This window comes from Coleofasciculus sp. G1-WW12-02 (assembly GCF_040219735.1).
In the GTDB taxonomy this organism is placed as follows: domain Bacteria; phylum Cyanobacteriota; class Cyanobacteriia; order Cyanobacteriales; family Coleofasciculaceae; genus Coleofasciculus.
This window is the reverse complement of the sequence record NZ_JAVJRX010000034.1, coordinates 160,434-184,072: the sequence shown is the minus strand read 5'-3', so window position 1 is coordinate 184,072 and position 23,639 is coordinate 160,434. Positions and strand designations below refer to the sequence as shown.

Annotated in this window: 23 protein-coding genes, 1 tRNA gene and 1 riboswitch; of the genes, 13 read left to right on the top strand and 11 right to left on the bottom strand. The window is 45.0% G+C overall.

Features of this window, described 5'->3' with window-relative positions; genetic code table 11:
• Positions 1 to 266 precede the first annotated feature (266 nt).
• Positions 267 to 3,050 (top strand): WG repeat-containing protein, encoded by a 2,784-nt coding sequence (locus RID09_RS05425; protein WP_446334922.1) that lies wholly within the window; start codon positions 267 to 269, stop codon positions 3,048 to 3,050.
• A gap of 110 nt (positions 3,051 to 3,160) precedes the next feature.
• Here the strand turns inward: RID09_RS05425 and RID09_RS05420 are convergent, their stop codons facing one another.
• From RID09_RS05420 to RID09_RS05390, 7 genes are all read right to left on the bottom strand, one after another.
• Positions 3,161 to 3,355, bottom strand: a complete 195-nt coding sequence (locus RID09_RS05420; RefSeq protein ID WP_446334921.1) for a hypothetical protein — start codon at positions 3,353 to 3,355, stop codon at positions 3,161 to 3,163.
• A 599-nt stretch (positions 3,356 to 3,954) separates the two neighbouring features.
• Positions 3,955 to 4,428, bottom strand: coding sequence for a hypothetical protein (locus RID09_RS05415; protein ID WP_446334920.1), 474 nt, complete (start codon positions 4,426 to 4,428; stop codon positions 3,955 to 3,957).
• A gap of 107 nt (positions 4,429 to 4,535) precedes the next feature.
• Positions 4,536 to 5,756, bottom strand: a complete 1,221-nt coding sequence (locus RID09_RS05410) for a tetratricopeptide repeat protein (protein ID WP_446334919.1) — start codon at positions 5,754 to 5,756, stop codon at positions 4,536 to 4,538.
• Between the two features lie 188 nt (positions 5,757 to 5,944).
• Positions 5,945 to 6,799 carry a DUF4435 domain-containing protein gene (locus tag RID09_RS05405; RefSeq protein WP_446334918.1) on the bottom strand — a complete coding sequence of 285 codons (855 nt, stop codon included), beginning with the start codon at positions 6,797 to 6,799 and terminating at the stop codon, positions 5,945 to 5,947.
• Complete coding sequence (locus tag RID09_RS05400; RefSeq protein ID WP_446334917.1) at positions 6,796 to 7,887, bottom strand: AAA family ATPase; 1,092 nt, start codon at positions 7,885 to 7,887, stop codon at positions 6,796 to 6,798. The genes RID09_RS05405 and RID09_RS05400 overlap by 4 nt, the downstream gene beginning before the upstream one ends.
• Before the next feature lie 18 nt (positions 7,888 to 7,905).
• Entirely contained in the window at positions 7,906 to 9,222 is a 1,317-nt protein-coding gene (gene sbcD, locus RID09_RS05395) for an exonuclease subunit SbcD (RefSeq protein ID WP_446334916.1), read from the bottom strand.
• Between the two features lie 180 nt (positions 9,223 to 9,402).
• Positions 9,403 to 9,744, bottom strand: a complete 342-nt coding sequence (locus RID09_RS05390; protein ID WP_446334915.1) for a phage holin family protein — start codon at positions 9,742 to 9,744, stop codon at positions 9,403 to 9,405.
• 286 nt (positions 9,745 to 10,030) lie between these two features.
• On the opposite strand from RID09_RS05390, the gene RID09_RS05385 reads away from it, so the two are divergent.
• From RID09_RS05385 to RID09_RS05355, 7 genes are all read left to right on the top strand, one after another.
• Positions 10,031 to 10,756, top strand: a complete 726-nt coding sequence (locus tag RID09_RS05385) for a Bax inhibitor-1/YccA family protein (protein WP_446334914.1) — start codon at positions 10,031 to 10,033, stop codon at positions 10,754 to 10,756.
• Between the two features lie 122 nt (positions 10,757 to 10,878).
• Positions 10,879 to 11,986, top strand: a protein-coding gene (gene prfB, locus RID09_RS05380; RefSeq protein ID WP_446334913.1) for a peptide chain release factor 2 whose coding sequence is annotated in 2 segments (ribosomal slippage) — positions 10,879 to 10,950 and positions 10,952 to 11,986 — 1,107 coding nt in all. Because the reading frame shifts where the segments join, the coding sequence is not laid out codon by codon here.
• A gap of 189 nt (positions 11,987 to 12,175) precedes the next feature.
• The gene (locus RID09_RS05375; RefSeq protein ID WP_446334912.1) at positions 12,176 to 12,388 is read left to right on the top strand and encodes a DUF3285 domain-containing protein; all 213 of its coding nucleotides are present in this window, start codon (positions 12,176 to 12,178) and stop codon (positions 12,386 to 12,388) included.
• A 37-nt stretch (positions 12,389 to 12,425) separates the two neighbouring features.
• Positions 12,426 to 12,959, top strand: a complete 534-nt coding sequence (gene ybeY, locus RID09_RS05370) for an rRNA maturation RNase YbeY (RefSeq protein ID WP_446334911.1) — start codon at positions 12,426 to 12,428, stop codon at positions 12,957 to 12,959.
• Between the two features lie 50 nt (positions 12,960 to 13,009).
• Positions 13,010 to 13,525 carry a diacylglycerol kinase gene (locus RID09_RS05365; RefSeq protein ID WP_446334910.1) on the top strand — a complete coding sequence of 172 codons (516 nt, stop codon included), beginning with the start codon at positions 13,010 to 13,012 and terminating at the stop codon, positions 13,523 to 13,525.
• Positions 13,526 to 13,597: 72 nt separating this feature from the next.
• The gene (locus RID09_RS05360; protein WP_446334909.1) at positions 13,598 to 14,218 is read left to right on the top strand and encodes an anthranilate synthase component II; all 621 of its coding nucleotides are present in this window, start codon (positions 13,598 to 13,600) and stop codon (positions 14,216 to 14,218) included.
• A gap of 26 nt (positions 14,219 to 14,244) precedes the next feature.
• On the top strand, positions 14,245 to 15,033 hold the full coding sequence (locus tag RID09_RS05355) for an MBL fold metallo-hydrolase (RefSeq protein ID WP_446334908.1): 789 nt from the start codon (positions 14,245 to 14,247) through the stop codon (positions 15,031 to 15,033).
• Positions 15,034 to 15,163: 130 nt separating this feature from the next.
• On the opposite strand, the gene RID09_RS05350 is transcribed toward RID09_RS05355, so the two are convergent.
• Positions 15,164 to 15,508, bottom strand: a complete 345-nt coding sequence (locus tag RID09_RS05350) for a DUF4278 domain-containing protein (protein WP_446334907.1) — start codon at positions 15,506 to 15,508, stop codon at positions 15,164 to 15,166.
• A gap of 35 nt (positions 15,509 to 15,543) precedes the next feature.
• Positions 15,544 to 15,630, bottom strand: a riboswitch (Glutamine riboswitch).
• Between the two features lie 134 nt (positions 15,631 to 15,764).
• Here RID09_RS05350 and smpB point away from each other — a divergent pair.
• The gene (gene smpB / locus RID09_RS05345) at positions 15,765 to 16,232 is read left to right on the top strand and encodes an SsrA-binding protein SmpB (RefSeq protein WP_446334906.1); all 468 of its coding nucleotides are present in this window, start codon (positions 15,765 to 15,767) and stop codon (positions 16,230 to 16,232) included.
• A 131-nt stretch (positions 16,233 to 16,363) separates the two neighbouring features.
• On the opposite strand, the gene RID09_RS05340 is transcribed toward smpB, so the two are convergent.
• Both RID09_RS05340 and RID09_RS05335 read right to left on the bottom strand, forming a co-directional pair.
• A complete protein-coding gene (locus tag RID09_RS05340; RefSeq protein ID WP_446334905.1) occupies positions 16,364 to 16,960 on the bottom strand; it encodes a tetratricopeptide repeat protein in 597 nt (198 codons plus the stop codon).
• Between the two features lie 20 nt (positions 16,961 to 16,980).
• Entirely contained in the window at positions 16,981 to 18,609 is a 1,629-nt protein-coding gene (locus RID09_RS05335; protein ID WP_446334904.1) for a phospholipase D-like domain-containing protein, read from the bottom strand.
• Between the two features lie 335 nt (positions 18,610 to 18,944).
• Here RID09_RS05335 and RID09_RS05330 point away from each other — a divergent pair, with 335 nt between their 5' ends.
• The 4 genes from RID09_RS05330 to RID09_RS05315 all read left to right on the top strand — a co-directional run bounded on the left by RID09_RS05330 (position 18,945) and on the right by RID09_RS05315 (position 23,120).
• Positions 18,945 to 19,325, top strand: coding sequence for a DUF7682 family zinc-binding protein (locus tag RID09_RS05330; protein WP_446334903.1), 381 nt, complete (start codon positions 18,945 to 18,947; stop codon positions 19,323 to 19,325).
• A 142-nt stretch (positions 19,326 to 19,467) separates the two neighbouring features.
• A complete protein-coding gene (locus tag RID09_RS05325) occupies positions 19,468 to 20,643 on the top strand; it encodes a cysteine desulfurase family protein (protein ID WP_446334902.1) in 1,176 nt (391 codons plus the stop codon).
• 104 nt (positions 20,644 to 20,747) lie between these two features.
• Positions 20,748 to 20,819, top strand: a tRNA-Thr gene (locus RID09_RS05320).
• Between the two features lie 663 nt (positions 20,820 to 21,482).
• The gene (locus RID09_RS05315; RefSeq protein WP_446334901.1) at positions 21,483 to 23,120 is read left to right on the top strand and encodes an MBL fold metallo-hydrolase; all 1,638 of its coding nucleotides are present in this window, start codon (positions 21,483 to 21,485) and stop codon (positions 23,118 to 23,120) included.
• 167 nt (positions 23,121 to 23,287) lie between these two features.
• Here the strand turns inward: RID09_RS05315 and RID09_RS05310 are convergent, their stop codons facing one another.
• On the bottom strand, positions 23,288 to 23,599 hold the full coding sequence (locus tag RID09_RS05310; protein WP_446334900.1) for a DUF6679 family protein: 312 nt from the start codon (positions 23,597 to 23,599) through the stop codon (positions 23,288 to 23,290).
• Between the last annotated feature and the right edge of the window lie 40 nt (positions 23,600 to 23,639).

Here is a 23,639-nt window from a genome sequence, read left to right as displayed (position 1 = left end):
TTGAGCGACAGTAGCTTAAAGCTGGAAAGCACCTTAAGGTGTCATGACCCAGGTAGCGTAGTTCATTAAAGAACTGAGACTGGCTATCTCTACAGTTTTGGTATTTGTTGTCCATTACTGTCCACTGTTCGACGGATAGCGAACACATTCATATTCATTAATAGCACTTGGTTCTCTCACAATCTGTTTCAAAACTTAGTTTTCATCTTACTCCCTCAAAGCCAGAGACTATCTATAATGCAACTATCAGGCTCCATCGCAGCTCCATGTCCACCAACTCCATCTTTGCCGATACCCAAACCCATTGGGCAAAAGACTCAATCCACCAGCTTTTTACCCGCCAAATCATCAGCGGTTATCCTGATCGTAGCTTTCGCCCCAATAACCCTGTTACCCGTGCTGAATTTGCGGCGATTTTAAACAAAGCCTTTCCCCAGGCTACCCCAGTGCGGGATACGATCAACTTTGGTGATGTACCTGCCAATCACTGGGCAAATCCCGCCATTAAAACCGTCACCCGGGCGGGATTTTTCTCCGGCTATCCCAATGGCACTTTTCAACCCAATCAACCGATTCCCCGTGTGCAAGCGTTGGTGGCATTAGTCAGTGGGTTACAGTATGCCCGTGACCCTAATCCTACCCCAATTCTCCAACAATACTATGATGATGCCGCGACTATTCCCAATTATGCACAGGGCGCGATCGCAACGGCAACCCGTCAGTTTTTAGTCGTTAACTATCCGGAAGTTAAACGCCTGCACCCAAATCGTAACGCGACGCGAGGCGAAGTCGCTGCACTGATTACTCAGGCGTTAAGACTCCCAGGCGTCCCCCGACAATATGTTCCAGGTTGGGATATCATCGCCATTGAACCTCTATTCGATGAGGCAGATTCCTTTACCCAAGGACGGGCAAGGGTCAAACTGGGGGATAAATGGGGATATATTGACAAAACCGGGACATTTGTGATTAATCCGCAACTGGATGAAGCGGAACCCTTTTCCGCAGGAATCGCATTAGTAAGATTAAAGCAGAATATTGCTGACTTAAGCGGAGTTCGTAGTAGGCACTTTAGTGCCAGAAGCGCTTTAGCGCTTACAAACTCTCAGAAGGCAGAAAGTAACAAGGTAGAAGAATATAATAATTATTTAGACGAACAGGATCTAACGCCAAACCCAAATCAATTACCCTCAACTGAAATCAGAGGAGTTTGGCTAACAAATACGGATAGCCAAGTCTTTAATTCCCCAAAGAATATAGCTGAGGCGATTGAGTTCCTCGCCGAAACCGGATTTAATGTGGTTTTTCCTGTGGTTTGGAATAATGGGGCAACACTTTATCCCAGTCGCCTGATGCGAGACACGGTGGGATTGGAAATTGACCCGCGTTTTACTGGACGAGATCCCCTCGCCGAACTGATTCAAGCGGCTAAGAAAGTGGGATTAGCGGTGATTCCTTGGTTTGAATATGGCTTTGCCAGTTCCTATAACCAAAAGGGTGGACGCTTACTTGCCCAAAAACCGAACTGGGCGGCGCGGGATATTCAAGGTAATTTACTAACAAAAAATAACTTTGAATGGCTAAATGCTTTTGACCCCCAGGTGCAGGATTTTGTCCTGGGATTAATCCTAGAAGTGATTAAAAATTATGATATCGCTGGAATTCAGGGGGATGACCGTTTACCTGCCCTCCCGTCAGAAGGAGGTTATGATACCCAAACGGTACAACGCTATATGCAGCAGTTCAACCGGGAACCCCCTAGAAATCCAAAAGACGCCCAATGGTTACAATGGCGGGCGGATTTGCTGACTGATTTCCTGACTCGTCTGTACCGACAGGTGGTGGCGATTAATCCAGAATTGGTGATTTCTATGGCACCGAGTCCCTATCCCTGGGGGCTACAGGAGTATTTACAAGATAACCAAGCTTGGCGGAATCAGGGATTGGTGGATATAATCCATCCCCAACTCTATCGCCGGGATTTTACTAGCTATAAGCAGCTTGTTGATCGGTTGGTGAATGACCAAGTAAACCCGGTACAATTGTCTACGGTGATACCAGGAATCCTGATTAAAAGCGGGTCGTATCGCATCAGTTCAGAGGATTTGATACAGGCAATTGAGTACAATCGCGATCGCGGTTTATCGGGGGAGGTGTTATTTTTCTATGAGGGCTTGCGCCAAGATAATGATACCTTAGCCAAAGCCTTGCGATCGCGCGTCTATGCTCAATCCGTTCCTTTCAACGCGACATCACTGAAGGCACAGGGGTTTACCCATCGCCGAGTTGGTGCTGAATATCGTTATATTGACCGCTTTGGTAATCTTATCACTCAGCCTCAATTTGATTGGGTGGATTCGTTTCAAGAGGAACGGGCACGAGTGCGAATGGGGTACAAGTGGGGCTATATTAATCAAACAGGACAACTGATCACTCGTTTAGCATTTGATCAAGCGGATCAGTTTGCTGAAGGATTAGCGCGAGTAAAAATTGGCAGTCTGTATGGTTATATCGATTTATCCGGTCAATCGGTAATTTCACCCCAGTTTGATCAGGCGACTCGGTTCCGCCAAGGATTAGCGGCGGTGAAGGTTGGAAATCGATGGGGTTATATCAATAAAATCGGTCAATGGGTGATTCCGACTCAGTTTGATCAGGCACAATTTTTCTCAGAAGGATTAGCGGCGGTGCAACTCGCAGGCAAATATGGGTATTGTGATTCAAGGGGTCAACTGGTGATTCCAGCAAACTTTGACACAGCCGGCTCATTTGCCCAAGGACTTGCTCCTGTCCAATTGCGCGATCGCTGGGGTTATATTAATCCTACTGGAAATTTGGTCATTGAGCCACAATTTAATGCGGCTCAACCCTTCTCCCAAGGATTAGCCGCTGTTAAGATTGAATCATTTTGGGGTTATATCAATCAAAAGGGTGATCAGGTAATTTCACCGGAATTTGATCAGGTCAAATCCTTTAGTGACGGATTAGCACCCATCCGCATGGGTAAACGATGGGGTTATATTCGCAATCTTTTTGAAAAATCCCAGTAACCCACCGACGTGCGCTATTTCCCCAGCCTGTACCCTTTCCCCAGCGTGCGCCCAGAAAACCCCTCATCCTAAAAACCATCCCATTTTGCTTTTACAGAGGAGAGATAAGCTTAATCTGCTGCTTTTAAGATTTTTTGCGACAAAATGTCATTTAAGGGATTAACAAAAGAAAACTCTTGGTGAAAAGGGTTTCTATGATTAGCTTTAACAGGCATATCTTGGCGACAGCGAGAACAAAACCAATAAACACGCTTATCACGAATGTGAGCCAGTAACTGAGCAGAACAACAAGGACAGTTATTCATAGTCTTTCTCCACCCAACGCTAATCAGTCTACTCCTCAAATGTAAAAATTTTGGGGAAGAATCTAAAAAAAATTTAATTTAATGCTACCTATCAAAAGGCAGAGGTCACCCTAAAACTTATTGTATATAATAGCAAGTCTCGATTTAAAAAACTTAATTTTATTTTATATTAAGTCAAGTAGTTTTTCTTTTATTTGAATATCATTCGCCAGGTTAATCGCTCAATTGAGCCGGATTGACGCAAGCTGATTTGTGCAGAGTTTATCATTGATTGATTGTTTAAAACCCATGAACGTAAAAACCCACGTCTTTTCAGCGTGGGATCTGACCAATCATTTACAGTGCTTCAAGCCTATAACTCCAATTTACTCAGTTGTAATCAAAATTTTTTGTGATAACAACTGATCTAGAGGATTAGTAACAGGCGACGCTGGAGAAAAATTAGTTTTCACGGTATGAGTAACCGGGACAACAGATATCTCCTGGCTATCTTGATTACCAAACCAATGATTTGGAGTATGGCGGATACGAGGTAGCAATTGAGCTGAATGACAAGGATAGTTGTTCATCGTAAATGAATGCACCCAACACTTAACACCTTACATTACTTCGACTCGACCGTCATCTTGCAGATAAACGGCGCGAGCGCCTGGAGCACGACCACTGGGCAATATTTCAATTCGTAAGACCCTCGCTTCAGGTTTGCGGATATTCACATTTAAGGGTAATCCTTGGGCATCCCAAAACACCGCTGAAAAATTAGGGTTAGTATTACCTCCTCGGACAAAGGAGAGAACTTGTCCAGGACTCACCGACAGAGGATCTGTAACATCAACTTGTTGGAGTTGGATAATGCTATTAGTTAAATTCGCTACCTCAACGGTAATCCGTTGACCCGGTACAAATTTGACGGATTGGTTTCTGCAACTGGTTGCAGCGAGGCAGGTTTGTGCTTGTGCCGGATGAAAGTCAGCCGTTGACGGTATTGCCAGAGTAGTGGCGAGTAAAAGCACTATTGGCAATTGCTGGGGAAATTTACCCATCGGTTTTCTGATTAAAAATTTGTCATTCATTATTCATTATTTATTATTTGTTATACTTGTTTTTTGAGAAGCAACCCACGTCCTTTGTTAAAGAAAATGGATTTTATGATTTAGTCCACTAAATCATTATTGATACATTATCCTCTATCAATTAGCAGATGGAAACGCACAGTATTCCGCATCAATTCAAAATCAGCATCAGTTTTCGCTTGCTCGCGTAAATTGGAATTGATATCAATTGCCTGTTTTAGACTGTCAATCGCCAGTTCAACATGACCTTGCAACGCTCGACAACAGGCTCTATTATACCAAGTATTAGCTAAGTTTGGTTCGATTTGCAGAGCTTTATCGTAGGCATTAATAGCATCTGCATACTGTTGCAACTGATAAAAAGAGTTACCGAGAGCATCTAAAGCCTGATAAAAATCAGATTTAAGTTTAATGGCTTTCTGGTAGGAAGTAATTGCCTGTTGAAATCGGTGTAGCTCGGCTAAACACAAGCCCCTATTATACCATGACTGATGTAAATTAGGATTGAGGTTAATTGCTTTATCATAAGCAGCGATCGCGGCGTCATATTGTCGGTTTTCCAAAAGTTTATTCCCTTGGTAAAACCATGGTAATTCTGGATCATGTTGCTGCTGATTTCCTTTTTGTTTAATCAGCCAGAGAAAAGCGAAGAATCCGCCAATCAATGCCAACTTTGTGGCGGGTTGAGTAAATAAGACACTGCCTAACTGAATGGCTTCGGGAGGGATATTTAAAATTAAAGCAATTTGATAAATGAACCGAAAAAGCCCTTGACTCGCTGCTGGTACAAACCATAACACCCCAAAAATAAACCAAAAGCTATATCTACCCAATTTGTTGAATTGTTGCTGTAGCGATTTAGGTAACCAAGGGCGTATAATTCCATACCCATCTAGAGGCGGAATAGGCAGTAAATTGAGGACAACAGCAAAAATTTGTAAGAAAATAAGAAAGGCTAAACTTTGCCCCAGCCAACCCTCACTCGATACCGTAACCCAACCCAACCAGAAAGGAATCGCCAACGCCAATGTCACTAGTACATTAGCAAAAGGACCAGCCGCCGAAACCGCACTATCCCATCTGCGATCGCGCAATTTACTATGGTCAATATAAACTGCCCCACCGGGAAGGGCAATTCCCCCCATCACCAAGAAAATCATCGGCATTAGCAGACTCAAACCAGGATCAGTATAATTGAGGGGATTAAGCGTCAAATAGCCTTTATCCTTAACCGAGGTATCACCGCCGAAGTAGGCGACGACAGCATGACCAAACTCGTGCAGGCACAAGGATACCATCCAGCCGCAAAAAACAAACAATCCAGCCATCCACATTACCGCTTACTCCCAAGCGAAAGGAATATATTTAGTTTGACAAATTTTGCGCGAGTGTGTGAGTTAGCGGAAGGGGTGGGTAAGAAAGCTAACCAGGAGATGGCGTGTCGGGTGTGGAGTGTTTTGAAGACTTGTGTGGTGTTTTCTCCCTCACCAAACACACTAACCCAATGTTTCTAATTTTAATCCCCTGGCGACAAAACCTGGTATGGTTTATTATTGACTTCCCACTGCTGAATTGATTTATAGAGTTGAGTTCTGTAGAAATAAGAATCCTCGTAAGCGAGTCGTAATTCTCTCTCTAGTATATCTGGTTTAACATCGTTTGTTTTCCATGAACCCCAAACCTTACTCAATCCCATGGATAAGATGCAAATAATATCGTGTCCACAACAGACTTGCCAAGGATCGTGAGTACTGTTTTCTAATGTTTCTATACTTTCTTGAATATCTTGGTCTATCAGTGCCAACTTTTGGGAGTGATCTTTAACAGCCTTAATCAGTTTAGCTGTATCAATCACTAATGTAGCTTTGTCAATAAATTTACTAAAACTTAATTCCTTAAACTTCAGGGATAGATTTTCTTTCAATGAAACCCATCGTAAATACCCAATCCTTTTCCCACTTTCCAGCAGCGTTAAACGGATATCTTGACCAAAGTTGTTTATCTTGTCCTCTGAACCACGTTCGGAAAGTACTTTGTCTAAAGCCAATGATTTAAGCAGCATCATTTCCAGATCATGATCATCGGTTAATAGTAAGTTTGAACTAGAAGATAAATTTTCATCGAGTCGGCAAAAATCTGCATCTACAATGGCGAGAACACCAGTAAAGTTATCTTTTTCAAGAATTCTTATAGCAGCAACAGCATTCTCTTTACCACTAGCGATGGAAAATTCACAGTTTGTCCCATCTATAAAACGCTCATACACGAGCTTATCACTGCGCCCTTCCACGATTATAAAAGAACCTTTGTGACTACTACGCCGCATCCGAATTTGATTCGCAATCCGATCCGGGGTAATAAATTCTCTCATTCGGCTGGTCCTTTTAACTCAACCGTTAAATCCCAGCGATCATGAATAATGTCTGGCGAATGAGTTGCAATTAAAACATCAATATTAGACAGTTGAGTTATTTCTTGTAAATCCTTAATGAATTGCACTTGCCACTCGACATGTAATGATAATTCTGGTTCATCAATGAGAATTAAGGAATTCGGTTCAACTTTAAATAATAACTCATAAAGAAGAACGAGTTCGTGCTGTTCTCCAGAAGACAAATTTGTCGGATGCAAGAATTTACCATCGTCAGTTACAAAACTAAACCCACCATTTTTATTGATCTTCATGTGTTTATAGTAAAACTTTTTATTAATAATTCTTTTGAGCAAATCAATTTTTTTCGCCATGTCATCAAACAAGCTGAGTTTATTTTCTGCATCTTCAATATAAACTGCCAAAACTTTCTTAGTGCTTTCGTCTATATTTCCTTGAATTTTAATTTCTGTATTTTCGTTTTCAGTTAATAGTCCATAATCACTCAAGCTAGAACGTTTTTCTTCAAGCCTGTTTAGTTTATATTTTAATGTTTCATCCGTTAAATTAGGCATTTCTTTTTGTTGAACAACCCTTGCCGGAAATGTTCTATCAAGTGACTGAGACAACCTTCCGTATTCAGTAATTTTTGTTTGAATGTTTTTGGCTAATTCTTGGGAATAATTGTAAACAGTACGTGACATTGACTGACGATTATAGTGTTGCATTCGGTCATTAGCTGTTGAGCATAACAACCGATTATCCTCTACAAAATGAACATTAATATTAGAAGATATTGAGTCTATCTTCTTAAAAAATAACTCATGTCCTTCTGGAGAATTTTCAATTTCATTCCCATCTAACTTAAATATCTCTCCATTGTCTAAACTTAGCGTTAATTGATTAAATGGAATATTAGGAGTTTCATTACAGACTGAATTACAGACTTCATAAATTAATTTTAGCAGTTTGGTTTTGCCAACACCATTTTTACCATAAATTATAGTAATGTGTTCTTCCAAGTTAAGAGGAATAACATGATTGAACACACCGAACAAATCAGTAATTGAAATTTCCTTGATTCTCATACGTGTTTCCCCGAACCCCTAAAGTAAACGCAATTGATTCTTTTGATTCCCTTTTCCCACCTGACTCGCTTCCTGCTTATCGTCTCCAGACTCCTCTACCTCTAACCAACTATCTCCTTGCCCATCCAACAAATATTGCGCGGCTTCTAACATATCTGCGGCAATATCTTTTAAATTATCCTGACTTTCTAAATACGTCTTCAACGCATCTAGGGGATTCATGCCGTTACCCACACCCAATTCTGGTAAACGCGGACGGGCTAACTGACTGACTAATTCTGGACGAATTGTATAACTGTGCGCTTCACTCAAGGCTTGATGAATTGTACTATTATCGATTAAATCCAACTGATCAGAGCGCACCTGATAAATCAGCCGAACAACAGCCTCGTTAATTGCTTTTTTCTGGATGGCTTTAAGTAATGCCGCTTCTGGGTCAGTTTCCTCAGCTAGATTTACGCTAATCGTGCAAAATGGACGTACAGGTAAAGGACAAAACTGCCACTGAACCTTACCTTTCTCTAACTCAATTAAAACATAACCCTTATCTTCCTTTTCTTCACTAAAATCAACCCGTTCAATACTACCCGGATAAACGACGGGCGGGTTATTAGATGGATTGAGATTTTGGTGGCGGTGGACATGTCCTAATGCGACATAATCAAAACACGATCGCGCCATCAGGGATAGGGGAATAGTAAAGCCTTTACCCACGGCTAAAAAACGCTCTGCCCCAAAACTAGCACGATCTGCCATTACATGGGCTAATAGAATAGTTGGCACTTGGGAATCCAGCCGCCGAATTTCTCCTTCTAAAATAGGTTCAAGGCGCTGAATTAATAACTCGTTCACCTCACCTAAGGCTAACCCTTCTGTTTCCGGGCGCGTCAGTAAACTAGAACGAGTTAACCAGGGTAAGGTAATAACTTGTACTAAACCATTACGAGTTTGAATCGGGTGAGTTGTCAGAGTATCCCCAACAATAAATCCCGGCACACCTAGGGTACGATAAAGACATAAACTCGCGCCCCCATTTCCTTGAGAATGTTGGTCATGATTACCTACCAGCAATACACTGGGAATTTCTGCATCGACTAAGCGGCGAAATTGAGTGGCAAAGGCTTCTTGTACGTAAGGCGGTGGTGTGGCGTCAGGAAAAGCATCGCCACCAAATAGGACTAAATCCACGGGTTCAGCAATGGCGCGATCAATACATTGAGATAAGGTATTGACAAAATCTTCTAGTCGTGTATTTAGACCCGTTTCTGGATTCGTTCGCCCGTGGGAGAAGCCGCTACCTAGATGGATATCTGACAGGTGAAGAATCTTAATCATAAGCAAAAACAGTTAAAACAGTTTTGATTTTGTAGGGGCGGGTTTCACGACTAACATTTTTTATCATATCGATGTCACCAAACCCGCCCCAACTAATGGCGAGTTTCATGACTAACTCTGATATCACCAAACCTGCCCCAACCAATGACCCAGGACAAAGGATAAAGGATAAATGACTAATTACTTCACAAAGTGGTTGAGGATACCTGCAACGACAGACAAAACAATTGAACCAATCAAGGCGGGCATAGGTCCATGGATTGTAAACGTGGCGCCAGTTAGGTAGGCGACTAGGGACAAGGATATCGCATTAACCACTAGCAGAAATAGCCCCAAGGTCAAGAGAGTCAGGGGAAAAGTCAGCATGACAAGAATCGGTCTGACAATAGCATTGACAATCCCTAAGATAATCGCCGCGATCGCAGCCGTGGGAAAACCCGCGATCGTAATACCGGGTACGATATGGGCAGTAATGATTAATGCTAGTGCAGTAAACAGCCAAGTTAAGAGAAAGCGTTTCATGGGTTTGGTTTAATATCACACACCCGAATTCTAACTGGCGAGAAGACGAACTCAATAACCGCTTAGGTTGGGGTGTCCAGTTGAGCGATCGCGCCTTGTAACTGCGCCTGTGTCTTCTTCCCAGTACGGCAAGGTTTAAGCAGCGCCATACCCTAGGGGCGAAGTGAAGGGTCAAAACTTCCCCAATCCCTAAGTGTGTGTGTAGACCCGTACCTGAAAATATCGGTCAAAATAGAAGTAAACCGCGATAATACCTGTAAATACGTAAGTTACACAAGGAGTTTACATGAGCAACACAAGTAACTTTCGCCAAGCCATTCGCAATGCTCAGGGTCAAGCCCTAGTCGGACCCAATGTCATAGCCAATGCCCTGCCCTACGTCGGCGGTGGATTGGTTTTAACGGCTCTGGGCACCTACGGTGGTTTGAATGTCCTTGCCACAAACCCAGGGTTATTCATGCCCACCTTCTGGGTTGCCCTGATTGCTGAATTAGCCCTATTCTTCGTCGCCCGTGGTGTAGCGGAGAAAGGCAATAACAGCACGGCATTGCCCCTATTGGCGACCTATAGCCTACTTTCAGGTTATACCCTCAGTGGTATCGTCTTTGTTGCCCTCGGCACATCGGGGGTGGGGATTCAAGGGATTGCGATCGCCGCCCTCGGTTGTGGTGTCACCTTTGTCGCCGCCCGTCAAATAGGCTCGAATCTCTCAGATCAAGATGGGATGGCGTTAACCCAAACCGTTCAACTGGGTATCATTGCCTTGTTGGTGGTGTTGGTGGGTCAGCTCATCTTGAGCTTTTTTGGCGTCTATACCCCTAGCTGGATAGAAATAGGCATCTCTGGCATTGGCGTATTGCTGTTTGTCGGTGCGGCGGTGGTGGATTTCTACATCTTGCCCCGCACTTATCGCAATGATCAGTATCTGCCAGCCGCATTGTCGATGTACTTAACCTACATCAACCTGTTTATCTTTATTTTGCGGTTGCTGATTGCTTTTAATCGCGACTAATTGACTAACCCTATCCCACGCTTGAAAAGGCGTGGGATACCTGTCATTGGTCTAATGGGATTAAGTTTTCTGTTTACAATTGATAAAGGGTTGACGGTAGTAAAGTACCAGAACAAAGAAACATGGAAGTTTTAGAGATTAAACGCGAAGTCGAAACCTTGTCCGATCGCCTGGGAAAAACCCAGGACTATCTTTGACATCCCTGCCCTAACTGCCAAAATTAAAGACTTAGAGCAACAAGCCGCTCAACCCGATTTTTGGGATGACCAAACCTTCGCTCAACGAACCCTGCAAAAGCTGAATGACCTGAAATTGAATCTCCAGCAGTACCATCAGTGGAAAAGTAATCTAGAGGATGCGAAAGCAGTTCTGGAATTGCTGGAACTGGAAACCGATGAAGCACTACTGCAAGAAGCCCAAACCAATTTAGTTAAGCTCAATCGTGAACTTGACCGTTGGGAATTAGAACAGCTACTATCGGGTCCTTATGACGCCAATGGTGCTGTACTGGCGATTAATGCTGGGGCTGGCGGAACGGATGCCCAAGATTGGGCAGAAATGCTGCTGCGAATGTACACCCGTTGGGCAGAAAACCAAGGGTATAAGGTGCAGTTGGCAGAACTCTCAGAAGGGGATGAAGCTGGAATTAAGTCAGCTACTTTGGAAATTCAGGGACTCCGCGCCTATGGCTATTTGAAAGCGGAGAAAGGAACTCACCGACTGGTACGAATTTCTCCCTTTAACGCCAACGGTAAGCGGCAAACCAGTTTTGCAGGCGTTGAAGTCATGCCCATGCTAGACGAAGGTGTAAACCTAGATATTCCCGAAACGGATTTAGAGATTACCACCTCTCGTTCTGGGGGTAAGGGTGGTCAAAATGTCAACAAAGTGGAAACCGCCGTTCGGGTTGTGCATGTTCCCACAGGACTTGCCGTGCGCTGTACCCAGGAGCGATCGCAACTGCAAAACAAGGAAAAAGCCCTCGCCCTCCTGAAAGCCAAGCTATTGGTGATTGCTCAAGAACAACGCGCCCAGGAAATTGCCCAAATCCGAGGCGATATAGTTGAAGCCGCTTGGGGAAACCAAATTCGCAATTATGTCTTCCACCCTTACCAGTTGGTGAAAGACTTACGGACGAATGTGGAAACCACAGGCGTTGATGATGTCATGAATGGGACTCTTGATCCCTTCATCGAAGCCTACCTGCGTCAGGAAAATCAATTGACCTAATCAGTTTGGGATGGGGAAGATTGGTGTGGGGTGTGGGGTATCGGGGTGGGTTTAATGATTATCGTTGCTTGATCATCTAGATGGGACTAAACCCGCCCTGACCAAATTTGGCGAATGATGAATGGCAATTTGTTACATTATGTAAATAAAGGCGATAAAATAGATTTTAGCGTCAAATCACCATTCCTAATGAGTCAACCCTCAACACCCTCGGATACAGCGAAGTCCCCTTTTGCTGAACAGCCAACAGCAAACGCCGCCTTCAATGAACCTAAACCCAGTTACGTGAAATTAGCGATGCGTAACATGGTGAGTAAAGGAGGCAAATCCCTACAGCACTTTTTTCTAACCACTGTGGGTCTATTAGCTGTGCTGATTGGTTTAGCTTACCTGACTCGTTAACGTTCCCATAGCTTACCTCACAAGAGAGGCGGCACGAGTGAATATCGAACTAATAGTGCAGGATTGTTTCTTTGAAGCCTCCCAGTCAGCGACTCCGGAAGCCAATTTCCTCACGAACCCCATTTCCACTTCCACTTGGGAACATTGGTTCAGCCAATGGCTTGAAACACTGCAACTGCACCCAGATAGTCCGCCAGCCTTGGGGTATGAACTGACACTACGCCTGAGTGACGACACAGAAATTCAGGCACTTAATTCTCAGTTCCGCCACAAAAATCAACCCACTGACGTACTCTCCTTCGCCGCATTAGAGGTAGACTCGCCTCAGATACCTCCAGACATGCAAGCGGCTGAATCAGTCTACCTGGGAGATATCGTCATTTCAGTGGAAACCGCTTATCGCCAAGCTCAACAACAGGGTCATCCCTTAGAAGTAGAGCTGGCTTGGTTAGCAACTCATGGGTTGTTACATCTTTTAGGGTGGGATCATCCGGATGAGGAAAGCTTGCTGCGAATGCTAAACCAGCAACAGGCTTTACTCCAGATTGTCAACTTGACGTTACCCGTATAATGACACTGGATTCAGTGTCAGTTCATCACTAGCAATGGAATTCAATCCCCATGGTTTATCACAATACTCATTCTGCTAACTCTCAATACCTGGTTCCCAGTTCCCGGTCGATAGTGCAGGAGCTGTCACTCCCCAAACCGCCAAAGCCTGAGTCTAATCATAGATTCAAACGAGACTTGGCTTGGTGTATTGCCCCAACATTGATGGTGAGTTTTAAATATGCTTGGGCGGGAGTGCGATATGCCTTTGTTACCCAACGGAACTTTCGCATTCATACCCTGATTGGCATCGTGGCAATTAGCTTGGCTATTTTGTTAGACTTGACGCCTGTGGAAATAGCCGTGATTGGCTTGACCAGTGGGCTAGTCATGACCCTGGAATTGCTGAATACGGCAGTTGAGGCGGTTGTGGACTTAACCGTTAAACAGTCCTATCATGAGCTAGCAAAAGTAGCTAAAGACTGTGCCGCAGGTGCTGTTCTCATCTCCGCGATCGCAGCCCTACTCGTGGCTGGCTCCCTACTCTTGCCTCCCTTAATGACTCGTATCCTTTTACTGATACGTTAAGCTATTTTTTTAACCTAAATTACAGTGTAACGTTTTGTCGTGGTTAGGGTGAGTTCAAAAGGAGTGTAAATTTTGATTATTGTCATTGATAACTACGACAGTTTTACCTATAACCTGGTGCAGTATCTCGGTGAACTAGGATTCAAATTGCCCATTGCTGCTGATATTCAGGTTTACCGCAATGACCAAATTGACCTAGAGCAACTGCGCCAGTTAAACCCTGATGGGATAGTTATTTCCCCAGGACCCGGACGCCCGGATGATGCTGGAATCTCCTGTGAGTTAATTCACCAGCTTGGTGCAACTGTACCCATCTTAGGCGTTTGTCTGGGTCATCAAAGTATAGGTCAAGTCTTTGGCGGAAAAATTATCTGTGCCCCCCTGTTGATGCATGGTAAAACTTCGGAAATTTACCACACCGGAGTAGGTGTTTTCCAGAATCTGCCCAATCCCTTTGTCGCCACTCGATATCACAGCCTAGTGATTGACAAAGAAAGCTGTCCAGAGGTACTGGAAATTACGGCTTGGGTGGAGGATGGGACAATTATGGGGGTGAGACACCGGAACTATCCCCATCTCCAGGGCGTCCAATTTCATCCAGAGAGTGTTTTGACCGATTGTGGCAAACAGTTATTGCAAAATTTTCTAGTATCTCTTCCAGCATCGACTCAAAACCCTATGGTTCTAGCTTAAGTATTAGGAGTATTGATTAACCAACAATGAAACGGCGACAGTTGATGCGCTACGTGGGTGCAGGAGTGTTTAGCACTTTGGGAACGACATTGGCTGCACAATTCCAGTCGGCTGGGGCACAGTCGGCTAATGGGACATTGACAGTTCAGTGGTTAGGACATACCTGCTTTTTGTTTACAGGCGAGGGAATGCGGATTCTGGTTAATCCGTTTCGGACAGTCGGGTGTACAGCAGGTTATCGTCCACCGAAAGTGGAATCTGATTTGGTTTTAATTAGCTCTCAGTTGTTGGACGAAGGTGCAGCTGAGGGATTGCCAGGAAATCCGCGTATCCTATTTCAACCGGGAGTTTATCAGATCGGGGGTATTCGATTCCAAGGGATTAGTATTCCTCATGATCGCCAAGGTGGACGCCGATTAGGGAATAATGTGGCATGGCAATGGGAGCAAAGTGGGATTAAACTTCTGCATTTAGGTGGGGCGGCTGCACCTATTGAAATTGAGCAGAAAATCCTCATGGGGCGTCCTGATGTGGTATTTGTGCCTGTTGGCGGCAGTATCAAAGCGTATAATCCTCAAGAGGCTAAACAAGCGATCGGTGTGTTAAATCCGAAAATGGTAGTCCCGACTCATTTCCGTACCCAAGCAGCGGATGAAACCTGTCAGGGGGACTATGGGATTGGCTCCGTGGATGAGTTTTTAACTGTGATGGAGGGAATGCCCGTAAGTCGGATAAACAGCGATACGCTGACGTTGAAATTCTCAGATTTACCCCAGAATCGTTCGATGATTAAAGTGTTGAGTTATCGATTTTAAGGGAGATAAGGGGGATCTGAATTAAAAACCCCGCCCTTGAGACAGGCGGGGTAGTTTATTAGTTGGATACCTTCTGTTCAACTACCCCAACTTACTCCGTTGAGCCTTGAGGCGTCACTCCCATCTACAGTTAACGAGTTGCCAATCCAACTTCCGTAGCTGAGCGATACAACATCGAAAGCTGACGATTTTTGAGAACTCGTTGCTGCTTGCTCATCCGAGAACGAGCTTTCTCTTGACTGGTAACTAAAGTGGGTGCTTTTTCTGGCGCAACACCATTATTAGCAACAGTCCCTGGTGTTTGATAACGAACGCCGCGATATTGCAGGTTGACTCGCGGTTGTAACACTGGCGGATTTTTTAAATTGCGGAATCGCCAGTCCCAACCCCGATATTTACCACCAGATCCCGATTCGACAGTTTCTACCGTAGGGGGATTGTAATCGTATTTGATGCCGCGATAATTAAGTTTCATGGTCTTCGCCTCGTAATGCAACTGTAGTGATATGAGGCGCGTTCCTTCGGGAGTTGTCCCTACTTCCGTCCCTCTAATCATCTTTCACGGTTAATTGATTAATGGCTAGAGAGATGAACGATTTATTTGTTCTGTATCTATTGTTACTGTTTTTCGAGAAAATGTCAACTCTTTAACAAAACTTTACCTTTTGAGGGTTTCCTGAGGTGATTGTCTGAGTCCACAATTTTCAGTATCAGACGCTAAGGTGATTGGTATGAGTGATCAAAGTAAAGGGTTCAAGGTTGTTGCCGATAATCGGCAAGCACGTTTCCGCTATGAGATTTTAGAGTCTTACGAAGCGGGCGTTGAGTTAAAAGGAACAGAAGTTAAGTCTATCCGCGAGGGTCGGGTCAATTTGCGCGATGGGTATGCCCTAATTCGCAATGGTGAGGCTTGGCTGCTGAACGTACATGTTTCGCCGTACCAAAGTAGCAGCCTCTACTTCAATCACGACCCGCTTCGCACCCGTAAACTGTTGCTGCACAAGCAGGAAATCAGCAAACTTATAGGCAAGGTAGAACAACAAGGGTTAGCCCTAGTGCCGTTGAAAATGTATTTGAAGCGAGGCTTGGTGAAAGTGAGCCTGGGTTTGTGTAAAGGGAAAAAATTGCACGACAAGCGCGAGACAATTAAGCGGCGTCAGGATGAGCGTGAAATGGCGCGAGTTGTTCAGCGCTATTAAATATACCCACAGATGAAAAGGATGTCTGTGCTTCCCGACAAGGGCGGGTGCGAAATAGACAGAAAGTGATTGGTGATTGGTAAAACCCACCCCAACTAATCAGTTCCCCCGCACTTGCGGAATCAAAGAGGCTATCGCCCTAACTGTTCCCGAACCAAGTCTCGGTTGCGTTGTGCTTGTTCGTAGTTGGGATCAAGTTCAATGGCACGCTCAAAGGCTGTGAGAGCCTCTTCGTAGCGCTGCAAAAGAAACAGGGTTACGCCGCGATTTTGCCAAACTCTCGCATGTTGATCGTCGATTTCCAAGGCGCGATCATGAGAAGTTAAGGCATCCTCGTACCGCCCCAGTTGTCCTAAAGCCACACCTCGATTATCCCAGGCTGCCAAATCCTGAGGATTGATCTCCAAAGCGTTGTCGAAAGATCCTACTGCATCTTCATATCGTTCTAGTTCTGTCATCAGCAGCGTACCTCGGTTATACCAGACTGACGCATCATTGGAATTAATGGCGATCGCGTTGTCGCAAGCCTCCAGTGCTTCCTCGCCTGTGAGTTCATAACAGCGATCAAACCAGTAATCAAAGTCATTCGCATCTTGCACCAATAATTGTGTGGCTAGGATCACGGATTTAGAGTTGAGTTGGGGCACCCTGGCGGCTATCGAGGGCGGGGATGATTGAGCCAAAATCGCTGTTGTTGTCAAGAGTAAACTCAAAGAAAAATAGTTCATGGCATTATATAAGGTTAGGATTACCACGTCACTCGCCCATCTAACTGCTGGAGTAGATGAGATCCGACACCTGGAACCTGGTCAAGGTCAGCTAATGACGTGAATGGCTTTTGCGATCGCGCGGCAATAATTCGCTCAGCCAGTTTGGGTCCAACTCCAGGTAGAGTTTCCAGTTCCTCCTGAGTGGCTGTGTTGAGGTTGACTATCCCACTAAAAGTTGGGGCGTTCGGATCGTTTGCCTGAGTAATCTCGTCACAGGATTGTAGCTGGTTCTGAATCCTTTGCTGAACCGCCACCGGGACCCCCAGTATGGCATTCGTGTACAGACGTTCAAATTCACGTTCAAAATGAGCGGCGACTAGAGGACTATCAATCACCAAAACCGTCTCGTCGTTTTGGTGATTGGCTGATGCTGACCAATTATGAGACCCTGTAATCACTGTTTTCCCGTCTACCACGCCAAACTTATGATGTAACAGATCGCCTGATGGGAGTTTAGGGATACCGACTGTGGCAATCGGATCTTGCCAAGGACGATTACCCGCTTCATAGCGACACTCATTACTCAGCGCCACACCTAATAAATCTAGTCCTTCGCTGTAGTAGCGATAGGCAAAACCTGGATCGATTAACGCTTTAACTTGGACACCCTTTTCATCTGAAGTTTGTAACTGATCTGCCAGTCGCTGTTCAGAAAAGACAAACAATGCCAGATTAATGGTTTGGGCGGCACTTTGCAGGGTTTGCTCAATGAAACCGTTACTGCTTTGACTCCAGGGTTGAGTTGGTGACGTGGGCGAAAAGTTGACAGTCACAGTGGTATCTCCGAGAGTAACCTGCCTTGGAGGGCGTTGTGACTTTTTGACGCCAAACTGACTATCGGCTTTGCCACCAGGTCCATCTCCCCACATTTGGTTAAATTCTTCGGTAAAATAATTCGCCAATTCAACACTTTCAATTTTGACGAGATTATTGGCATTGCCACGACTGTCCGGTGCTTGAAAGTCACCATGAATGTCGCTGGTGGTAAAGTTAGCGGAGGTAATTATCACCTTGTATCCATCCACAATGACAAACTTGTGGTGCATCAAGCCGCTACCTTGAGAGCCATCGGCTGTATCGTCTAGGATAGGAACGCCAGCATTTCGTAAAATAACCAAAGCATCTCGTTGATTAATTTCACTCGGGGTCAGCTTGCCATCGTTATCACTGTCAATTAACCGTAAATTCTCTTGGGCGCGGTTGCGTTCCCGAGGTGGCAGTTTAGCTAGATCTTCGGCTGGGATTTCACTCCAAGAGAGGTTATAGGTATTTTCTAGGATCACCCTGACTCTAACCCCCGCTTGATGTCGTTGAACCAGAGCTTGAGCAATTTGCGGCAAGCGCAACTCTTGGACAGCAACATCAATAGTGGATTGAGCCGTCGCGATCGCTTCGACAATAATCTGCTCTAAATTATCGCCCGGTCGAGTCACTGAGCGATAGGGTTCCGTGTAGGTTGTCGAGGGGGAATGGTTAAAGTAGACCTGAACAAAGGGGTCTTGGGGTAAGGGAGGCGGACGGTGAACTTGAGGTTGAGGAGGTTGACAAGCGGACAGAGTTAATACAATGAGCCAGATGATACCTTGATGCCAGTAGGATTGAGTCATTGAATTTCTATTAGATTCACTTATTGCTTTGATTATTTTTTATCACCTAGGTCAACATAAACCAAGTAGGCTGTCAATGGGAATTGATCCCTTGAGACAAGCCGGAGAAGCTAGGAAAGTATAAGATATATGGGACTCTGAGCCATCGGACTAAAACGGCTGATCTGGGTTTTTCTGATTCAGTTTGAAATAAGGTTCAAGGATTTGTCCCTATTGAACTAACATAAAAATACAACGAACAACTTAAATCTCGTTTTCCACAACCTGAATGGGGGAAATCACTATCAGGAAGATAACATGGTCACGTCTAGGGTTTGAACCCATCCCACCGTTTTATGTCGAGACGAAAAAAGACATTTCCGTGCGGTCATAAGGGGTATGGTCAAACCTGCCACCGATGTGAGCAAGACAACAAGGCACGGGAAGCTAAAAAGCAACAAAAGCAAGAATGGGAGTCTACTTTTGACAATGATCCCATTGACTTAAAGGATTTGCCCACCCATGTGGTGGTCAAAGCCCGTGTGATTATCGCTGGCTTGGAAGAACAAAAGAACTACCGAGAATTTGGCGGCAAGCGACTACGCCACAATCGCTGGATCGTCAGTATCCCGGTTACCCGCAACTACCGGATGATTTGTCATGACTACGGGAGTTTGTTGATTCCCTACGCTGTCTTGTCTCACGAGGACTACAATGTGGATAAACCTGGTGAATAGAGGGATGAAAGAGTTTTGAGTGTTTCTGTTCAATGACTAATGACCAATGACCAAAACGTCAGACTTTGGGCACAGAATAAGCAGTCCTCAGAGCTATATGCTGAAACTATAGCCCGTCGCCGAGTGAAAAAGGCTGAACACTATGCAAATTTATCTCGATTACAGCGCCACGACACCCCCCCGCCCAGAAGCGATCGCGGCGATGCAAGGGGTATTGACTCAGCAGTGGGGTAATCCCTCTAGCTTACATGAGTGGGGACAACGGTCTGCTACTGTCGTGGAACAGTCGAGAATGCAAGTGGCTGGCTTAATTAATGCGCCAGCCGAGGCTTTGATTTTTACCTCCGGTGGCACAGAGGCAGATAATCTAGCCATTATGGGGATTGCCCAAAACTACAGAACGCCCAAGCATATTGTGATTTCTAGCGTGGAACATTCCGCGATCGCTCAACCTGTGCGCTGGTTGGAAACTTGGGGATGGCAGGTAACACAATTACCTGTAGATAAACAGGGACGAGTAAATCCCCGCGACTTGGAAGACGCCCTACAACCAAATACGGTATTAGTATCTGTAATTTATGGTCAAAGTGAAGTGGGGACTCTCCAACCCATTGAAACACTAGGGCAAATTGCCCGGAATCATGGGATACTGTTCCATACCGATGCGGTACAGGTGGCTGGACGGTTGCCCATTGATGTGCGACAGTTGCCGGTGGATTTGCTGTCAATTTCAAGTCACAAGATTTATGGACCTCAAGGAGTGGGGGCGCTGTATGTAAGTCCTAATGTTGAATTAGTGCCACTATTGTGGGGTGGGGGACAAGAAATGCAACAGCGTTCAGGGACACAGGCTGTTTCCGCGATCGCGGGATTTGGTATCGCCGCCGAATTGGCAACAGCCGAACTGTCAACGGAAACACCTCGGTTAATTCGGTTGCGCGATCGCTTGTTTAATCAACTCAGCGACATCCCTTATTTAAAACCAACAGGTTCGCGACGACACCGCTTACCTCATCATGTTAGTTTTTGCCTAACCAATATCCCAGCATCCCGATTGAAGGAGGTGACCGGTAAAACGATGGTGCGTCAGCTTAATTTGGCAGGGATAGGCATTAGTGCGGGTTCTGCCTGTGATAGTGGTAAACTCAATCCTAGTCCGATCTTATTGGCAATGGGCTACAGTGAGTCAGAGGCATTAAGAGGCATTCGCTTGACGTTGGGGCGACAAACCACAGAAGCTGATGTAGATTGGACAGCGATGGTACTCAAGCAAGTTCTCGCCCGGTTATTGCCAGAACCTGTATTATTGAACGTTTGACCCAAGCAAGGCAGTCCAATAAGCTCTAATTTAACTTTTTCTCCTCCAGCGTCCCTTTTACCTCTTCCCTACTGCTAATATAATTTGCTATGCTAAACGAAGTTGCTGGTGTAGCTCAGTGGTAGAGCAGCTGATTTGTAATCAGCCGGTCGCAAGTTCAAATCTTGTCACCAGCTTAGTGTAATTACTGACTTTTCCTGGATGTGGATAGGTTGGTGTGGATAAGAGGTTTGCACGCAGGTAGGCAAGTGCGTTCATCAGACTTCCCCCGCTGACCCTGTTGATGGGTGAAACGCTGATTCAACTTGAACATAAATTTCGTGGTAAAATGTGTATCTATACTGAATAGACCAAAATACTGATCGGTCAAAAGTATTCAGTAGTGTTTCAGATCCTGTTTTTCAGATACAAGTAAGTAAACTATAGATGGATATCAAACTGATTTTAGTGGTCTTAACCATTCTTTTTACCGTATCCGCTCTCATTTTTGGCACCAAGAACGGTTTCTACGATTCAGACAACTATCACGGCAACGGTTCAGCCCACTAAGCTAGGATAAGCTAGCCCAGATATTTGCTACATCTTATTGATGAAGTAGCATACTGCTTATATACCGTCAATACACTCGCCCAAGAGAATCAGGTTATTCTAAAATTTAACCGAAAAGATAAGGGTGGCAAGTTTATATACTGACTCTTACGAGTACAGTGTAGGGAACCCATCGCCAAATAAGCTAAAAGACGAATAAGATTTAGAAGCATTGTTGATGTAGTTATGGTTCTTCAAGTGAGTTGGTTGTCAAGCAACTGTCACAGCATAGAACCGTCTTCTCAAAGTTCATGAGCAATCAACGCCCAGTGACATCCTCTGCTGAGGATGATCAATTAGCCTGTTTTGCCTATGGTGTTGGTCATGGTGCAGAAGGAGTTTGTTTGCTGGTGCAAATGGGACCCCACCGCATCCTACTCGATTGTGGGTTAGAAGACATTTCGCCTCTGAAAGCCCAAGCTAACTTGCCTGCGGATGTGGTTTTATGTAGCCACGCCCATAGCGATCATGCCAAGGGGTTGCTAGCACTGCACCAAGCCTTTCCACAATTGCCAATTTACGCCAGTGAAGTCACAACTCAACTGTTACCCCTGAACTGGACTTATTTACCTCCAAAGGAGATTCCCGGATTCTGCCAAGCACTTCCTTGGCGATCGCCGATTGAATTTCGAGAAGGATTAAGTGTGCAGTTATTTCCTGCTGGACATCTACCGGGAGCAACGGCATTTTTATTAACCTATACAAGTCCAAATCGCACCTACCGACTTCTGTATACGGGAGACTTTTTTATTTCAAATTCACGGTTGGTCGAAGGATTGTCAATTGAATCATTACGAGGTACAAACCTAGATGTCTTGATTATTGAAGGGAGTTATGGTACTGCGCGACACCCCCATCGACGCCAACAAGAGAATCAACTCGTCGAACGGATTGATCAAGCATTGGCAGCAAATCGTTCTATTTTGCTGCCAGTACCCACCTTGGGTTTGGGTCAAGAAATCTTGATGCTGCTGCGGAGTCATCACCAGTTTACTGGACGCAATCTGGATATTTGGGTAGATGGTACGGTTGCCAAAGGATGCGATGCTTACTTAGAGCTCCTACCTCACCTCCCCCCATCAGTACAAAACTTTGCTCGCCATCAACCCTTATTTTGGGATGAACGGGTGAAACCGCGTGTGCGTCGCGTAGATGAGCAGCAACGAGGTGCGATCGCGCAGGTCACCAGCATCGTTCTAACTGATGAAACGGCTGACTTGAGGGTTTACTGTCATCCTAACCCCACCTCTTGGACAGTGCTGCGACCTGAACGCCTGAGATATCCGCCTCCAACCACCGACTTGAGTGCTACAGATGTAGAAACTTATCTGTTAACCGAGCATAGCGATTGTTTAGGAACCACTCAGTTAATCCATAATCTTCGTCCTCAGCATATTATTTTTGTTCATGGCTCTCCCACATACCTGGCTGACTTAACGGGATTAGAAGAGTTACAAAACCGCTACCATCTCCATACACCATCATCAGGAACTCTGATTGAACTGCCAATTGGAGAGACATTTATACAACCGGCACCACCACCAGAAACCAATTACGAAGGAGAGCTAACGGAGCTGGGTACGGTGGTGACTATTACATTACCAGAAGCAATTGCGGCTGATCCCCGCTGGCAAGATTTTGCCGATACAGGTTTAGTGGAAGCTCGTTGGCAAGGAGAAGAACTGGTATTACGCGGCTTGTCCCAACGTGAACTGCTCAATCAAAGCAGTTCGGTGAAGATGCCTGCTAATATTGAGTGTTGTGCTAATTGCCGTCATCAACGGGGTCAGCGCTGTTGGAATGCTGCCTCTCCCCTCTACTCGTTTAAAGTGACACCGGAGGGATATTGTCCAGTTTTTGAACCGATTACACCTCCACCAGAAACTTAGTCATACCCAGTTGCAGTCAAAGAGGTAATCTGTCATGGCTCCCAAAACCCTTCACCACCTTCGAGGGAACCTAATTTGTCGGGGCGGGTTTTACTATCAACCTTTGTTTTTTGCCACCCGGATGTGACTAAACCCGCCTTTAGAAATGACAAATGACACCTAATTTTTTAGTCTTGATTGGACTCAGGAAAACGCGGATGAATTTGTTCTGCTTCTGGACAATCGTCAGACACTAGTGGTTCAAAATTTCCGCGCGTCACAGAAGCAAGTTTTTGAGTAACTGAACCGATGCTTTCTAAGCGAACCATTTCCTCCCAGGAGCAAATTTCGTCTTCTTCATCAGTTTCATAGCGGATTGTCACTAAATCCCCTTCAATATCGACAATATGAGCGCGTTCAATCCAACGTTGCTGATCCCGCAAGAAAATACAGACCTCACGACCATCGCAACAAAGTTGATAAATCTTGCGGTGTAGCATATTTGGCTTCTCCTTAGCAGATAACTCTTCCAACACATCT

Coding starts and splice junctions, on each gene's coding strand:
- RID09_RS05355 (WP_446334908.1), top strand. CDS start 14,245: ATGAAACGGCGACAGTTGATGCGCTACGTGGGTGCAGGAGTGTTTAGC.
- RID09_RS05365 (WP_446334910.1), top strand. CDS start 13,010: ATGGTTTATCACAATACTCATTCTGCTAACTCTCAATACCTGGTTCCC.
- RID09_RS05315 (WP_446334901.1), top strand. CDS start 21,483: ATGAGCAATCAACGCCCAGTGACATCCTCTGCTGAGGATGATCAATTA.
- RID09_RS05375 (WP_446334912.1), top strand. CDS start 12,176: ATGAGTCAACCCTCAACACCCTCGGATACAGCGAAGTCCCCTTTTGCT.
- RID09_RS05340 (WP_446334905.1), bottom strand. CDS start 16,960: ATGAACTATTTTTCTTTGAGTTTACTCTTGACAACAACAGCGATTTTG.
- RID09_RS05425 (WP_446334922.1), top strand. CDS start 267: ATGTCCACCAACTCCATCTTTGCCGATACCCAAACCCATTGGGCAAAA.
- RID09_RS05310 (WP_446334900.1), bottom strand. CDS start 23,599: ATGCTACACCGCAAGATTTATCAACTTTGTTGCGATGGTCGTGAGGTC.
- RID09_RS05415 (WP_446334920.1), bottom strand. CDS start 4,428: ATGAATGACAAATTTTTAATCAGAAAACCGATGGGTAAATTTCCCCAG.
- RID09_RS05325 (WP_446334902.1), top strand. CDS start 19,468: ATGCAAATTTATCTCGATTACAGCGCCACGACACCCCCCCGCCCAGAA.
- RID09_RS05400 (WP_446334917.1), bottom strand. CDS start 7,887: ATGAGAATCAAGGAAATTTCAATTACTGATTTGTTCGGTGTGTTCAAT.
- RID09_RS05405 (WP_446334918.1), bottom strand. CDS start 6,799: ATGAGAGAATTTATTACCCCGGATCGGATTGCGAATCAAATTCGGATG.
- sbcD (WP_446334916.1), bottom strand. CDS start 9,222: ATGATTAAGATTCTTCACCTGTCAGATATCCATCTAGGTAGCGGCTTC.
- smpB (WP_446334906.1), top strand. CDS start 15,765: ATGAGTGATCAAAGTAAAGGGTTCAAGGTTGTTGCCGATAATCGGCAA.
- RID09_RS05390 (WP_446334915.1), bottom strand. CDS start 9,744: ATGAAACGCTTTCTCTTAACTTGGCTGTTTACTGCACTAGCATTAATC.
- RID09_RS05385 (WP_446334914.1), top strand. CDS start 10,031: ATGAGCAACACAAGTAACTTTCGCCAAGCCATTCGCAATGCTCAGGGT.
- RID09_RS05420 (WP_446334921.1), bottom strand. CDS start 3,355: ATGAATAACTGTCCTTGTTGTTCTGCTCAGTTACTGGCTCACATTCGT.
- RID09_RS05410 (WP_446334919.1), bottom strand. CDS start 5,756: ATGGCTGGATTGTTTGTTTTTTGCGGCTGGATGGTATCCTTGTGCCTG.
- RID09_RS05335 (WP_446334904.1), bottom strand. CDS start 18,609: ATGACTCAATCCTACTGGCATCAAGGTATCATCTGGCTCATTGTATTA.
- RID09_RS05330 (WP_446334903.1), top strand. CDS start 18,945: ATGTCGAGACGAAAAAAGACATTTCCGTGCGGTCATAAGGGGTATGGT.
- RID09_RS05350 (WP_446334907.1), bottom strand. CDS start 15,508: ATGAAACTTAATTATCGCGGCATCAAATACGATTACAATCCCCCTACG.